This is a genomic window from Listeria tempestatis (genome assembly GCF_963575625.1).
Lineage (GTDB): Bacteria > Bacillota > Bacilli > Lactobacillales > Listeriaceae > Listeria > Listeria tempestatis.
This window is the reverse complement of sequence record NZ_CAUYTK010000015.1, coordinates 39,352-54,529: the sequence shown is the minus strand read 5'-3', so window position 1 is coordinate 54,529 and position 15,178 is coordinate 39,352. Positions and strand designations below refer to the sequence as shown.

Here is a 15,178-nt window from a genome sequence, read left to right as displayed (position 1 = left end):
AACACGGTAGTTAAGCTTCTCTGCGCCGATGGTAGTTGGGGGCTTCCCCCTGTGAGAGTAGGTCGCTGCCGGGCAATTTGGAAGCACTTGGAATTATTTTCCAAGTGCTTTTTGTTTGTAAACTTATCTGGGGCGTGGAGCTTGCTAGAAGGGGCATTTTTCGTGTATAATTAAAGTCAATTATAGTCAAAGTCAATTTGGATGGCTGGGAAGGAGTATTCGGATGAGAAATATTTCTGATATTATTGAGGCCTATTTAAAACAAGTTTTGGAATCGAATGAAGCTGTAGAAATTAAGCGGAGCGAGATTGCGAGTAAGTTTGAATGTGTTCCTTCGCAAATTAATTATGTCATAAATACTCGTTTTACAATGGAACGTGGATATATTGTGGAAAGTAAACGCGGTGGGGGCGGATATATTCGGATTATTAAGGTTCGGATGAATGATAAGGTGCAGCTTTTGGATGCGATTATTGGAATGCTTCGGGATAAGAAGGTATCGCAAGCTTTTGCGGAGGATGTCATTTTGCGGCTTTTGGAAGAGGATGTTGTGACGAAAAAAGAAGCGCGTATGATGGTTGCTGCTCTTGATCGTGAAGTTTTAATCATCCCACTGCCAGATCGGGATATTTTACGGAGTCGTATTTTGGAGGCAATGTTAGTAGCGTTAAAATACGATTGATTGGGGTGGATGTTGAATGCTTTGTGAAAAGTGTGGGAAGAATGAGGCGGTTACGCGTATTCAGGAGTTGCATGCTGATGGGACAATGAGTCTTTATTATTTGTGTGAGGACTGTGCGATTGAGAGTGAAATGGGGCAGTTAGATGCAATTAATGGTCTTGCGTTAGAGTTTTTATCCTTATTGGAAGAAGTTTCTTCAAAAAATAATTTGCGTTGTGCGCATTGTGGTTTGGAGTATGTGACTTTTCAGAAGACACAGCGGCTTGGATGTGCGGAATGTTATGTGAGCTTTTTGGAGCAATTAGGACCAACTTTGAAGCGGGTACAAAATGGGCATGTGCGGCATATTGGAAAGGTTCCGAAGGCTTTTCAGGAGAAAATGGACACGGAGCTTGTGCTGTCTGACCTTTCTTTACAGCTAAAAAAGATGGTTGAGATGGAACGTTTTGAGGAGGCTGCTAGGCTCAGGGATCAAATTCGAGATTTGAAGTCTGGAAGGGAGAATTTGGATGGGGAAAGCGAATAAGTTGTTTTTGCCGGTTCTTTCTTCGTGGCTTGACTTGGATGGGGATGATTCGGATGTTGTGATAAGTTCAAGAATTAGGATTGCTCGCAATTTGGCGGAAGAGAAATTTCCTGCTGCTTTTGAGAGCGAGGCGCTTATTGGGCAGGTTGTTGATGTTCTGGATGATAGCTATATGCTATTGAAAATGGTAGACTTGTCGCTATTAGAACGTGCGCTACTTGTTGAGAAACATTTGATTAGTCCATATTTGATGAATAAGAGCAAACTGGGCGCTGTTTTAATAAATGAAGCGGAAAATACAAGTGTGATGATAAACGAAGAAGATCATTTGCGGATTCAATGTATGGAACCTGGGCTTAGGCTTTTTGATGCTCTTGAACGGGCTATGGAGATTGAATCCAAAGTGGAGAATGTGGTGCCCTTTGCATTTAACCCGGAACTTGGATTTTTAACCAGTTGTGTGACGAATGTTGGGACTGGGCTTCGTGCTTCGGTTATGGTGCATTTGCCAGGGCTTGTTCTTACGAAGCGGTTTTTGAAGATGGCGGAAGCGATTAGAAGTGTTGGTTTTGTGGTAAGAGGTATATACGGGGAGAATAGTGGTTCCCTAGGGCATATTTTTCAGATTTCGAATCAGGTAACACTTGGTAAAACGGAAGAAGAAATTGTGATGGATTTGACGCAGATGATGGAGCAGGTGATTATGCAGGAGCGTGTAAGCCGAACGCATTTGAAGCAGAAATTTCATATTACACTGGAAGACCGTATTTTTAGATCTTTCGGGTTGCTGAAAAATGCGCGTATACTTACGATGCTTGAGAGTTCGAGTGCCATTTCTGATCTTCATTTAGGTATGGAGTTAGGAATTTTTGAGCATATTACTCGCCAAAAGATAAATGAATTGATACTATTTTCAAAACCAGCGTTCTTACGGAGGGCTGCAGGGCAAGATATGTTAGAGTTAGAAGAAAAAGTTATCCGTGCTTCTGTTATTCGCGATATTTTGCAAGACGTATAGCGGGAAGTGCCTTAAGGAGGAAAACGATATGATGTTTGGCCGGTTTACACAAAGAGCGCAAAAAGTACTTGCTTTATCACAAGAAGAAGCTATGCGTCTAAATCATAACAATTTAGGCACTGAGCATATTTTGCTTGGGCTTGTTCGTGAAGGTGAAGGAATTGCTGCTAAAGCGTTATATGAACTAGGAATTAGTGCTGAAAAGGTGCAACAAGAGGTAGAAGGTTTAATTGGTCAAGGTGAAAAAACGGTGACGACTATTCAATATACACCACGTGCTAAAAAGGTTATTGAATTATCGATGGATGAAGCCCGTAAACTGGGACATACTTATGTAGGAACTGAACACATTTTGCTAGGTTTAATTCGCGAAGGTGAAGGTGTGGCGGCACGTGTACTTAGCAATTTAGGTGTAAGTTTAAACAAAGCACGTCAACAAGTGTTGCAACTTTTAGGCGGCGGGGATAGTGCGGCATCTGGGCGGCAGACGAATACGCAGGCGACGCCAACGCTTGATAGTTTAGCACGTGATTTAACTGTGATTGCTAGAGAGGAAAACTTGGACCCGGTTATTGGTCGGGCGAAGGAAATTCAACGTGTGATTGAAGTATTATCAAGACGGACAAAGAATAACCCCGTTTTAATTGGAGAGCCAGGGGTTGGTAAAACGGCGATTGCGGAAGGCTTGGCGCAGCAAATTGTGCGTAATGAAGTTCCGGAAACACTTCGCGGAAAGCGTGTTATGACGCTTGATATGGGGACTGTTGTTGCGGGGACGAAATATCGCGGTGAGTTTGAGGATCGTTTAAAAAAAGTAATGGATGAGATTCGTCAAGCTGGAAATGTCATTTTATTTATTGATGAACTGCACACATTAATTGGTGCTGGGGGCGCAGAAGGTGCGATTGATGCTTCAAATATTTTGAAACCACCACTTGCTCGCGGCGAGCTCCAATGTATTGGTGCAACAACGCTTGATGAGTATCGTAAATATATTGAGAAGGATGCAGCGCTTGAAAGACGTTTCCAACCTATTAAAGTGGATGAGCCAAGTGTCGAAGAATCGATTCAAATTTTACACGGGTTGCGTGATCGCTATGAGGCGCATCATCGCGTGGCCATAACTGATGAAGCACTTGATGCGGCGGTTCGCTTGTCAGATCGCTATATTTCCGATCGTTTCTTACCAGATAAGGCGATTGATGTGATTGATGAAGCAGGCTCGAAAGTGCGTTTAAAAGCGTATACGACACCTTCTGATTTAAAAGAGATGGAACTTGAACTTTCTGAGCTGAAGAAAGAGAAGGACGCCGCTGTCCAAGGGCAGGAATTTGAAAAGGCAGCTTCATTCCGCGACCGCGAGCATAAACTTCGAAAAGCTTTGGAAGAAGAAAAGCTTACGTGGAAGGAAAAGCAAGGCCGAGACAATAGTCAAGTAACAGAAGATGTTGTGGCGGAAGTTGTTGCGAGCTGGACTGGAATTCCGGTCATGAAATTAGCGGAAACAGAAACGGATAAGTTATTAAACATGGAAAAACTATTACATGAACGTGTGATTGGGCAGGATGAAGCGGTGAAAGCTGTATCACTTGCGGTTAGGCGTGCTCGTGCAGGATTAAAAGATCCAAAACGCCCAATTGGCTCATTCATTTTCTTAGGTCCAACTGGGGTTGGGAAGACAGAGTTGGCTCGTGCGCTTGCTGAATCGATGTTTGGCGATGAGGATGCAATGATTCGCGTAGATATGTCGGAATACATGGAGAAATTTTCAACAGCAAGACTAGTTGGGGCGCCTCCGGGGTATGTTGGCTATGAAGAAGGCGGTCAATTGACTGAAAAAGTTCGGCAAAAACCATATTCTGTCGTTCTTTTAGATGAAATTGAAAAGGCGCATCCGGATGTGTTCAATATGCTACTGCAAGTTTTAGATGATGGGCGTTTAACGGATTCGAAAGGTCGCGTTGTTGATTTCCGTAACACGGTTATTATTATGACTTCAAATATTGGGGCGCAAGAAATGAAAGACGATAAATCGATGGGCTTTAATGTGACAGATGTGACGAAGGATCATAAGGCGATGAGGCACAGGGTCTTGCAGGAACTAAAAAAGGCTTTCCGTCCAGAGTTTATTAACCGAATTGATGAAACCATTGTATTCCATTCGCTCACTGAGAAAGAGCTAAAACAAATTGTGACGCTTTTGACTGGGCAGCTTACAAGACGGTTAGCGGAGCGTGATATCCATGTGAAACTAACGGACGGTGCAAAGTCTAAAATTGCGAAGGAAGGCTATGATCCGGAGTACGGAGCGAGGCCGTTAAAACGTGCGATTCAAAAAAATATTGAGGACCGTCTGTCGGAAGAACTTTTACGAGGAAATGTTCAAGTTGGTGACACAATTGAGATTGGCGTGAAAGATGGCGAATTTGAGGTTCGTAAAAAGGCTGCTAAACAGAAGAAGGTAGTAGCTAAAAAGGCGAAGGCAAAATAAGGCGTGAAGGCTTTTTTCGCGGAAAACCCGTGAGAAAAGCCTTTTTTCGAGGTGTCGAAAAACTTAGAAATGCTTTTTTTACCAAAAAGAATATGTGTTCGCTTGTTCTGTGTTACAATGGATTAGGTGGAGGGTGAGAATTATGGCAAAAGCGAAACGAACAACTAAATTTGTCTGTGGCTCTTGTGGCTATGAGTCACCAAAGTGGATGGGGAAATGCCCAAACTGCGGTGAGTGGAACCAAATGGTGGAGGCGCTCGAGCCGTCTAAGAAAGCAACGAGGCAGACGTTTACACATACGGGTGAGGCGTCTAAAGCGACTAAAATTACAGATGTTGTAAGTGAACTTGAAAAACGTGTCCAAACCAATATGCCAGAGCTAAATCGTGTACTTGGTGGCGGGGTCGTTGTTGGTTCAATGGTTTTAGTTGGTGGAGATCCTGGGATTGGGAAATCTACGCTTCTTTTACAAGTTTCTGCAGCACTAACTTTGGCTGGAAAACGCGTGCTTTATATTTCCGGGGAGGAGTCAGTTAAGCAGACGAAGCTCCGTGCAGAGCGGCTCCATGTTTCAGGCGACAATTTATATTTATACGCGGAAACGAACCTAGAGGCAATTCAAGAAACGATTCACTTTATTAAGCCGGATTTTGTTATTATTGATTCGATTCAAACGGTGTATCATCCTGATGTGACGAGTGCGGCGGGTAGTGTGTCGCAAGTAAGGGAATCAACTGCTACGCTAATGCGCATTGCGAAATTGCAAAATATTACGGTGTTTATTGTGGGGCATGTTACGAAAGAAGGGGCAATTGCGGGACCTAGACTTCTTGAACATATGGTGGATACGGTACTTTATTTTGAAGGTGAACGTCATCATGCTTACCGGATTTTACGTGCGGTTAAAAATCGCTTTGGTTCAACGAATGAAATTGGAATTTTTGAGATGCGAGATGTGGGGCTTGTTGAAGTTCAGAATCCTTCTGAAGTATTTTTGGAGGAACGTCTTGAAAATGCATCAGGTTCAACGGTTGTAGCATCTATGGAAGGAACGCGACCTGTTCTTGTGGAAATTCAAGCGCTTGTGTCACCGACAATGTTTGGGAATGCAAAGCGAATGGCAACGGGGCTTGATTACAATAAAGTATCATTAATTATGGCAGTTCTTGAAAAGCGAGTGGGCTTACTTTTACAAAATCAAGATGCCTATTTAAAAGCAGCAGGTGGTGTTAAACTTGATGAGCCAGCCGTGGATTTAGCTATTGCGGTAAGTATTGCCTCAAGTTACCATGACCGTCCAACAAATAGCACGGATTGTTTTATTGGAGAACTAGGTCTTACGGGAGAAGTGCGCCGTGTTGCGCGAATTGAGGAACGTGTGAAGGAAGCGGCAAAGCTTGGATTTAAACGTATTTTTGTGCCAGCAAACAATCGGCTGGAAATTAAAATGCCGAGCGGGGTATCGATTATTGCGGTCGAAACAATTGCCGAGGCACTAAAGAAGGCCCTACCGAAATCTTAAGCTTTTCTTTTAGGGAGAAAATTTGCGGGTTGTCTGTTTCATAGTGTAAAATGGAAGAGTACGAAGCAATTTATAAATATAAAATGAAGGGAGGAAAAGAGATGCTGAAATGGGTAATTAGAGCTTGTTTTATTTTACTTGGTGGTACAGCGGGTGTATTTATTTTGCCGGCCATTTATTTAAAGATGGGTTTGGCAGACCACTTATGGCTTAATAATCCTTATGCCAATGCTTTTGTTGGTGCAATTATATTTTATCTTATTACTTTCTGGGCGGTGAAATATATAGAAGCCGCACTCAATTGGCTTGAGGAAAAATTAACGAAAATTTCAAGCGTAACCATTGTTTACGGGGGGCTAGGCCTAATTATTGGGCTAGTCATTGCATTTTTTGCGGGCAATGCGTTCAGCCAAACAAGAATTCCAATTATCAATTCGGTTGTACCGATAGTTTTGACGCTTGTCTTAGGGTATCTCGGGTTTCGTGTGGGTATTAGTCGACGGAATGAGCTTGGATCGCTTTTTTCTGGGAAAAATATACGTAAAAAAGCTGCAGATTCAACTGGTCGAGAGGCTCAAAATAGCGGCTCAATGGACTATAAAATTTTAGATACGAGTGTTATAATTGATGGACGTATTGCGGATATTTTAATGACGGGGTTTTTAAATGGTGTCATTGTGATACCGCTGTTTGTTTTGGCAGAGCTGCAACATATTGCCGATTCATCAGATACTTTAAAACGGACGCGTGGTCGCCGCGGATTAGATATTTTAAATCGTATTCAAAAAGAAGAGAAGATTAAAGTTGAAATGTATGAAGGTGACTTTGAAGATATTCCGGAAGTCGATAGTAAGCTTGTTAAGCTAGCTAAAATAATGGGTGGCACGGTTGTAACAAATGATTACAATTTAAATAAGGTTTGCGAGTTTCAAAATGTGCCTGTACTAAATATTAATGATTTAGCGAATGCAGTTAAGCCGGTTGTTTTACCTGGTGAAAAAATGACGGTTTTGGTCGTGAAAGATGGTAAGGAACATAATCAAGGTGTCGCTTATTTAGATGATGGTACGATGATTGTCGTAGAAGACGGTCGTAAATTCATGAATGAAACGATTGAAGTTGAGGTTACAAGTGTACTTCAGACGTCAGCAGGAAGAATGATTTTTGCAAAACCAAACTGATATTTGGAGATTAGGCAGGAGTTAGTGGGAATGAACTATGAACTGATTTTTTTAGCGGCTGGGCAAGGGAAACGGATGAATGCTAAACGTAATAAGATGTGGCTTGAGTTATTCGAAGAACCGATTTTTGTGCATGCTTTAAAGCCTTTTTTGGCTGATAGCCGCTGTAGCCATATTGTCATTGTTTGCCAAGCGGAGGAAATAGCTTTGGTGAATACGGCGCTTCAGAATCTTGAATTAGCTGGTACATTTGTTGAGGTTGTAGTCGGGGGAACTGAGCGGCAGTATAGTGTCAGGAATGGGCTAGCAAAATGTAATGCGGAGGAAATTGTTCTCGTTCATGATGGTGCTAGGCCGTTTGTGACGCTAGATATTGTGGATAGGTTGCTTGGCGCTGTTTCTGAAAAAGAGGCTAGTATTTGTGCGGTAAAGGTAAAAGATACGGTGAAGCGTGTTTCGCTTGGATTAGTTCGCGAGACGGTTGACCGAGAAAACCTTTGGCAGATTCAAACGCCGCAAGCTTTTAAGTTATCGCTTTTAAAAGAGGCGCACAAGAAGGCGTTCGCGGAAGGCTTTCTTGGAACAGATGAAGCAAGTCTTGTTGAGCGTCTTTCTGCCCCGATTAGTGTTGTAGAAGGTAGTTATTACAATATTAAATTGACAACGCCTGAGGATATGCCGCTTGCGAAAGCGATTTTTGGTGAGATGGGAGGGAATGTTAGATGATTCGAATTGGTCAAGGTTATGATGTGCATCAGCTTGTTCAGGGGAGAAAGCTAATTGTTGGTGGCGTGGAGATTCCTTATGAAAAGGGCTTACTTGGGCATAGTGATGCAGATGTATTGCTTCATACTGTGACGGATGCGATTATTGGTGCGGTGGCAAGGCGTGATATTGGGCATTTCTTCCCAGACACGGATATGGCTTTTAAAGATGCCGATTCGGCGGAACTTTTGCTTAAAGTTTGGCAAGAGGTCAAAGAAGAGGGGTATAAATTGTCAAATTTAGATTGTACGATTATTGCGGAGCAGCCCAAAATGGCGCCTTATGTGGACGCTATGAAGAACCGAATTGCGGTGCTTTTAGATGCTTCGCCGTCACAAGTAAATGTGAAAGCGACTACGACAGAAAAATTAGGTTTTACAGGTCGTGGTGAAGGAATAGCGAGTTTAGCAGTTGTGCTGCTTGAAAAGTAAAAGGAGTGAATCGTTTTGGTTGAAAATAAGAAGGTTCGTGTACGATATGCGCCTAGTCCAACGGGTTTTTTACACATTGGAAACGCGCGTACGGCACTTTTTAATTATTTATTTGCAAGACATAATGACGGAGAATTTGTGATTCGTATTGAAGATACGGATTTAAAACGTAACGTTGAAGACGGCGAGGAGAGTCAGCTTAGAAATTTAAAATGGTTAGGAATTGACTGGGATGAAGGAATTGATAAGCCAGGTAAGTACGGACCATATCGCCAGTCGGAACGTAAAGAGATTTATGATCCGCTTTTAGAACAGCTTTTAGAAGAAGGAAAGGCATATAAATGCTACTGTACGGAGGAAGAGCTTGAGGCAGAACGTGAGACTCAAAAAGCGCGCGGAGAAATGCCGCGTTACGGCGGGAAGTGTCGCCATTTGACGGACGCTGAACGTGCTGAAAAAGAGGCTGAGGGATTAAAGCCGAGTATTCGCTTTGCTGTGCCTGAGAACCAGACTATTACATTTAATGATATGGTAAAAGGTGACGTTTCCTTTGATACAAATGGTATTGGTGATTTTGTTATTGGAAAAAAAGATGGTATGCCGACGTATAATTTTGCGGTAGCTGTGGATGATCATTTGATGGAAATGACGCATGTTCTTCGCGGAGATGACCATATTTCTAATACGCCAAAACAAATTATGATTTATGAGGCATTTGGCTGGGAAGCACCAATTTTTGGTCATATGACGCTAATTGTCAATGAAAATAGACGTAAGCTTAGTAAACGTGATGGCTCTATCATTCAGTTCATTGAACAGTACCGCGATTTAGGGTACTTACCAGAGGCCTTATTTAACTTCATCGCTATGCTTGGATGGTCTCCAGAAGGTGAGGAAGAAATTTTCTCTAAGGAAGAATTTATTAAAATTTTCGATCCTAATCGTCTTTCGAAATCACCGGCTCTTTTTGATACGAACAAATTAACGTGGGTAAACAACCAATATGTGAAGAAATTACCACTAAATGATGTTGTCGAACTTTCTTTACCACATTTGAAAAAAGCAGGCGTGGTGCCAGAGCAATTAGATGCCGAAGAACTTCTTTGGGTACACAAACTGGTGTCGCTATATCATGAACAAATGAGTTATGGCGCAGAAATCGTGGGCTTAACAGAAATGTTCTTTGCGGATGCTAGTCAACTAAATTTCGATGAGGAAGAACAAGGTGTGCTAGCGGAGGATACGGTGCCGGTTGTCATTAGCGCTTTTGCAAATGAGGTGGCAAGTTTAGAACCTTTTGTGGCAGATGAAATTAAAGCGGCCATTAAACGTGTGCAAAAAGAAACGGGTGTGAAAGGGAAAGCTCTCTTCATGCCAATTCGTATTGTGACAACTGGCGAGATGCACGGACCTGAATTGCCACTTGCGATTGAAGTTTTGGGCAAGGAAAAGGTTTTAAGTCGTCTAAACGAATGGTCCAAGAAATAAACTGAAAGGACGCTTTGAGGCAGAAATTGCTTCTGCGTTCTTTTTGCTTTAGTCCCAAATAATAATGGTTGCGATTCTCATTTTTGTTGTTATAATAGAAGTACTATAGTGTTCGAAATCAGTGAGGGGAAGAAGTACGGAGTGTGCGACTTACAGAGAGAGCCATATTGCTGCGACTGGCTTAGTTCTACCATTTCAGAAATGCATCCCTGAGTTCTTGCGGGAAATCTAAAGAGTATCGCGAGACGTCAGCAGGCCGTTACCCCTGCATACAAGGTGGGGTTTATTTCTTCAAACCCAATCAGAGTGGAACCGCGCAAGACGTCTCTGTATAGAGGTGTCTTTTTGTTTGGGCACTTACGGGCTATGCCCGTTAGAGCCCAAATATAAGAACGCCCAAAAGGCGTTGTTAATCCAAGGGTTTGCACTTACGGGCTATGCCCGTTAGAGCCCAAATATAAGAACGCCTAAAAGGCGTTGTTAATCCAAGCAGTTAGACTTAAAGGCTCTGCCCACATGAAGCCTAAACGTGCACGAGCGAAAGCGAGTTAGAGCCGCAAAACACTACAAAACCGAATCCAATGGAGGAATAAAAATGGCGAGGAAATTTATCGAGGATTTAGATACTGTCATCAAAAATGACCCAGCAACACAAAACCGAATAGATGCCTTTTTAACAAATGCGGGGGTGCATGCCATCTGGATTTACCGAGTGGCGCACTTTTTCTACCAGCACAATATGATTATATTCTCGAAAATGCTATCGCAATTTGCTCGGTTTATGACGAATATTGAAATTCATCCTGGGGCTGTGCTTGGTAGACGTCTTTTTATCGACCACGGTGCGGGTGTTGTTATTGGCGAGACGGCGGAGCTTGGAACAGATGTGACTATTTTTCACGGGGTTACGCTTGGTGGTACGGGAAAAGATACAGGGAAGCGTCACCCAACAGTACAAAACGGTGTACTTATTTCTGCGGGAGTAAAAATACTTGGGCCTGTTGAAATAGGTATGGAAGCTAAAATTGGAGCTGGGGCTGTTGTTTTAAAGGATGTCCCGCCGCATTCGACAGTAGTCGGCATTCCTGCAAAGGTAGTGCGGCTAAACGGGCGCACAGTGGCGCATACAGAGCCAAATTTGGACACCCTTTTTAAGAGAATTGAACAGTTAGAAGAAAAATTAGCAAAATATGGACGAGGAGCTGATGAATAAATGTCTTTGCAAATTTATAATACGTTAACGCGTGAAAAGGAGATTTTTAAACCGATAAATGATGGGAAAGTAAAAATGTATGTCTGCGGGCCAACGGTGTATAATTACATTCATATTGGCAATGCACGACCGATTATTGTGTTTGATACGGTGCGCAGGTATTTTACGTATCGCGGATATGATGTACAGTTTGTATCGAATTTTACGGATGTGGACGATAAGCTGATTCGTGCGGCAGAAGAGCTCAAACTAACGGTTCCAGAAGTGGCGGACAAATTTATTGGCGCGTATTTTGATGATGTCGACCAATTAAATGTGGCGAAAGCGACGGTCAATCCTCGTGTAACGGAAAATATGGACGAAATTATTGATTTTATTTCTGCGCTTATCGAAAAAGGCTTTGCGTATAAGTCAGGCGGGGATGTTTATTATCGTACGAAAAAATTTGACGGATACGGGAAATTATCGCATCAACCGTTAGCAGATTTACAGATGGGCGCGCGAATTGAGGCAAATGACTTGAAAGAAGACCAACTCGATTTTGTTCTTTGGAAAAGCGCGAAACCAGGCGAGATTTTTTGGGAAAGTCCATTTGGCAAGGGGCGTCCTGGCTGGCATATTGAGTGCTCGACACTCGCACGCAAATATTTAGGGGATACGATTGATATTCATGCGGGCGGTCAAGACTTGATTTTCCCACACCACGAGGATGAAATTGCGCAATCAGAAGCGTTAACGGGTGAGACCTTTGCGAATTACTGGATGCACAACGGATTTTTAAACATTGATGGGGAAAAAATGTCGAAGTCGCTTGGGAATTTTATTACGCTTCACGATGTTCTTAAAGATTATGACCCGAATGTAATTCGTTTCTTCATGCTTTCTGTTCACTACCGTAGACCGATTTCGCTTAGTGATGCTACGCTAAATGATGCGGAGAATGGGCTTATGCGTCTGCGGACGACGTATTACAATTTGGATTACCGGATTCAATCGGTGGAGGATGATTTTAGCGATCCAGAGCATAAGGAAGAATGGCTGGAGCAACTTACGGAGCTTAAAATGCAATTTGAAGATGAGATGGATGATGATTTCAATACGGCCAATGCGATTACGGCTTTCCATGAGCTTGCTAAACGTGCGAATATTTACTTGACACGTGACCACGTTTCGGTGTCTGTTTTACGTGAGTTTTATAGCATGATGCGTTTATTTGCAGAGGTTCTAGGCGTTCGCTTGGAAAGTGCTTCAACAGCCGCGCTTCTTGACACTGAAATTGATGCCCTTATTGAGGAACGATTACAAGCGAGAAATGAGCGAAACTTCGCTCGCGCAGATGAAATTCGTGATTTACTCAAAGAAAAAAATATTGTTTTGGAAGATACAGCACACGGCACGCGCTGGAAACGAGGGTAAGAAATGGCGAAAGTGAAAGATTATAAACAGCTAAACAGCCTTGCGCTCGCGTACATGGGTGATGCGGTTTACGAGCAACATATTCGGCTGCATTTATTAAAAATCGGGAAAACAAAACCTAATCAGTTGCAAAAAAAGGCGACGGAATTTGTTTCAGCGAAAGGGCAGGCCCAAATTTTAAACACGCTTTTAGAGCGCGGCTTTTTAACGGAAGATGAAACGGCTGTTTATAAGCGTGGGCGTAATGCAAAATCCTACTCACAACCTAAAAATACAGATGCTGCAACATACAATTTATCGAGCGCATTTGAGGCGGTTATCGGTTATTTGTATTTGGGTGAGGAAGAAGATCGGCTTTTGGAATGGTTGGATGTGGCCGTTCAAATTATCGAGGAGGGGAATTAAAATGGAAAATAATGAAGAATGGATTGGTGGCAAGAACCCTGTACTCGAAGTGCTACGTTCAGGTCGCGATATCCATAAAATTATGATTTCGGAAGGCTCGCAAAAAGGAGTCATGAAACAAATTATTGGCCTAGCCAAAGAGCGACACGTGGAAGTGCGTTTTGTCCCAAAAGCAAAGGTTGATAAAGTGGTTCCAGGTTCGAATCAAGGGGTGGCGGCGCAAATTGCGGCGTATCGCTATTTTGAGTTAGAGGATTTGTTTCGTGCGGCGGAGCAGAAAAATGAAAAGCCGTTTTTCATTATTTTAGATGAGCTCGAAGATCCGCATAACTTGGGCTCAATTATGCGTACGGCCGATTCTGTTGGGGCGCACGGGATCATTATTCCAAAGCGGCGTTCGGTGAGCTTGACACAAACGGTTGCGAAGGCTTCAACCGGTGCAATTGAGTATGTGCCTGTTGTGCGCGTGACGAATATTACGAAAACTATGGAAGAATTGCAAAAAAGAGGCTTATGGATTTTTGGAACCGATGCGTCTGGCAGTAGCGATTACCGCACGATGGACGCGGATTTGCCGCTTGCGCTTGTCATTGGTAGCGAGGGTCGCGGCATGAGCCGTCTTGTACGAGAAAAATGCGATTTTCTCATTCACTTGCCGATGGTCGGGAAAGTCACGTCTTTAAACGCCTCAGTTGCAGCTAGCATTTTACTTTATGAAGTTTATAGGAAGAGAAACCCGATGAAATGAACCGCGTCTTGCTAGTTGATGGCTATAATGTGATTGGTGCGTGGCCAGAACTTGCCCGTTTAAAAAATCATGATCTTGAAGAGGCGAGAAACACTCTGATTGCATGGATGGCTGAATATAAAAGCTATACAGGCTACCGCGTTGTAATCGTATTTGATGCGCAGTATGTACGAGGAATTCAGCGGAAAATGATGAAAAATAAAGTGGAAATTATTTTTACAAAAGAAGATGAAACTGCGGATGAATATATTGAGCAAAAAGCGATTGAATGGAAAAATGCCAAAACGCAAATTATGGTCGCGACAAGTGATTATACAGAGCAATGGGCAATTTTCGGGCAAGGGGCACTACGAATCTCCTCGCGCGAATTACTTTTTGAAATTCAAGAAATGAGCCGTACAATTGACCGGAAAATGAAACGGATTCGTTCGGAAATGCCAAAATCAAAGCTAGATTTAGATTCTGAAACTATTAAACGTTTAGAAATGTGGCGAAGAGGCGAAAAATAATGGTTGACGGTGTAGAAGATAACTCTGTATAATGAAGCAAAATCTTTAGCAAAGGAGCCAAATCGAATTGACGAATGAACAAAATCAGGAAATGGATTTGCTAACACTTGCTAGGGGTGGGGACACGGAAGCGCTCGAGTATTTTTTTAGTAAATATCAAAGCGTAGTATACTGGAAAGCGACGCAGTATTTTTTGCAGGGTGCTGACCGTGAAGACTTAATACAAGAGGGCATGATTGGGCTTTTTAAAGCAATTCGGGATTACAATCCTGAAAAAGCGGCTTCATTTAAGTCGTTTGCAGAAATTTGTATTAATCGGCAGCTTCTGTCGGCAGTCAAACGTGGTGCACGAAAGAAAAACAATCCACTAAATCAATCGATCTCACTTGATACACCAATGAGTTCAGATGATGAGCTAGACTGGACGCTTATCGATGTTATCTCGGAAAAGCAAGCAGAAACCCCGGAAGATTTTTTAATTAAAAATGAAGATTTTTCAAATGTTGCAAAGAAGTTAGAGGAGCTAACGAGTGAATTTGAGCGAAATGTTTTGAAGCAGTATTTAGAGGGAAAAAGTTATCATGAAATGGCGAAAGCTTTCGAGGTGAAAGAGAAAGCAATTGATAATGCGCTACAACGAATCAAGCGGAAAATGACGAAAGACTTATAGATGGCTATATGTCGGTTTTGTCACAAAATTTCGTTTGACTTGAACTTTATGAAATGATATATTTATGGAGATGCAAAGTCTTCTAATAAGACTACGCAAATGAGAGTAGCGGG

At 42.5% G+C, this 15,178-nt stretch carries 15 protein-coding genes, 1 rRNA gene and 1 other annotated feature; all 16 genes read left to right on the top strand.

Going from position 1 to position 15,178, the window contains the following annotated elements; genetic code table 11:
- Positions 1–74, top strand: a 5S ribosomal RNA gene (gene rrf, locus R8923_RS13275); the annotation flags it as partial.
- Between the two features lie 149 nt (positions 75–223).
- The gene (locus R8923_RS13270; protein WP_485873238.1) at positions 224–682 is read left to right on the top strand and encodes a CtsR family transcriptional regulator; all 459 of its coding nucleotides are present in this window, start codon (positions 224–226) and stop codon (positions 680–682) included.
- 16 nt (positions 683–698) lie between these two features.
- Positions 699–1,208, top strand: coding sequence for a UvrB/UvrC motif-containing protein (locus tag R8923_RS13265; RefSeq protein ID WP_485873237.1), 510 nt, complete (start codon positions 699–701; stop codon positions 1,206–1,208).
- Positions 1,192–2,226 (top strand): ATP--guanido phosphotransferase, encoded by a 1,035-nt coding sequence (locus tag R8923_RS13260; protein WP_485873236.1) that lies wholly within the window; start codon positions 1,192–1,194, stop codon positions 2,224–2,226. Before R8923_RS13265 ends, R8923_RS13260 begins: the two co-directional genes overlap by 17 nt.
- Before the next feature lie 28 nt (positions 2,227–2,254).
- Positions 2,255–4,717, top strand: a complete 2,463-nt coding sequence (locus R8923_RS13255; RefSeq protein ID WP_485873235.1) for an ATP-dependent Clp protease ATP-binding subunit — start codon at positions 2,255–2,257, stop codon at positions 4,715–4,717.
- 142 nt (positions 4,718–4,859) lie between these two features.
- Positions 4,860–6,239 (top strand): DNA repair protein RadA, encoded by a 1,380-nt coding sequence (radA, locus tag R8923_RS13250; protein WP_485873234.1) that lies wholly within the window; start codon positions 4,860–4,862, stop codon positions 6,237–6,239.
- A 101-nt stretch (positions 6,240–6,340) separates the two neighbouring features.
- On the top strand, positions 6,341–7,420 hold the full coding sequence (locus tag R8923_RS13245; RefSeq protein WP_485873233.1) for a PIN/TRAM domain-containing protein: 1,080 nt from the start codon (positions 6,341–6,343) through the stop codon (positions 7,418–7,420).
- Positions 7,421–7,450: 30 nt separating this feature from the next.
- Positions 7,451–8,146, top strand: a complete 696-nt coding sequence (gene ispD / locus R8923_RS13240; protein WP_485873232.1) for a 2-C-methyl-D-erythritol 4-phosphate cytidylyltransferase — start codon at positions 7,451–7,453, stop codon at positions 8,144–8,146.
- Complete coding sequence (gene ispF / locus R8923_RS13235) at positions 8,143–8,616, top strand: 2-C-methyl-D-erythritol 2,4-cyclodiphosphate synthase (protein WP_485873231.1); 474 nt, start codon at positions 8,143–8,145, stop codon at positions 8,614–8,616. The genes ispD and ispF overlap by 4 nt, the downstream gene beginning before the upstream one ends.
- Before the next feature lie 15 nt (positions 8,617–8,631).
- Positions 8,632–10,104, top strand: coding sequence for a glutamate--tRNA ligase (gltX, locus tag R8923_RS13230; RefSeq protein ID WP_485873230.1), 1,473 nt, complete (start codon positions 8,632–8,634; stop codon positions 10,102–10,104).
- A 112-nt stretch (positions 10,105–10,216) separates the two neighbouring features.
- Positions 10,217–10,436 (top strand) — a binding site (T-box leader).
- Between the two features lie 263 nt (positions 10,437–10,699).
- A complete protein-coding gene (epsC, locus tag R8923_RS13225) occupies positions 10,700–11,317 on the top strand; it encodes a serine O-acetyltransferase EpsC (RefSeq protein ID WP_485873229.1) in 618 nt (205 codons plus the stop codon).
- On the top strand, positions 11,318–12,733 hold the full coding sequence (gene cysS / locus R8923_RS13220) for a cysteine--tRNA ligase (RefSeq protein WP_485873228.1): 1,416 nt from the start codon (positions 11,318–11,320) through the stop codon (positions 12,731–12,733).
- A gap of 3 nt (positions 12,734–12,736) precedes the next feature.
- Positions 12,737–13,138: a Mini-ribonuclease 3 gene (locus tag R8923_RS13215; RefSeq protein WP_485873227.1), complete on the top strand. Its 402-nt coding sequence runs from the start codon at positions 12,737–12,739 to the stop codon at positions 13,136–13,138.
- Position 13,139: 1 nt separating this feature from the next.
- Positions 13,140–13,886, top strand: coding sequence for a 23S rRNA (guanosine(2251)-2'-O)-methyltransferase RlmB (gene rlmB / locus R8923_RS13210; RefSeq protein WP_485873226.1), 747 nt, complete (start codon positions 13,140–13,142; stop codon positions 13,884–13,886).
- A complete protein-coding gene (locus tag R8923_RS13205) occupies positions 13,883–14,395 on the top strand; it encodes an NYN domain-containing protein (protein WP_485873225.1) in 513 nt (170 codons plus the stop codon). Before rlmB ends, R8923_RS13205 begins: the two co-directional genes overlap by 4 nt.
- 67 nt (positions 14,396–14,462) lie before the next feature.
- A complete protein-coding gene (locus R8923_RS13200) occupies positions 14,463–15,065 on the top strand; it encodes an RNA polymerase factor sigma-70 (RefSeq protein WP_485873224.1) in 603 nt (200 codons plus the stop codon).
- The last annotated feature ends 113 nt before the right edge of the window (positions 15,066–15,178 follow it).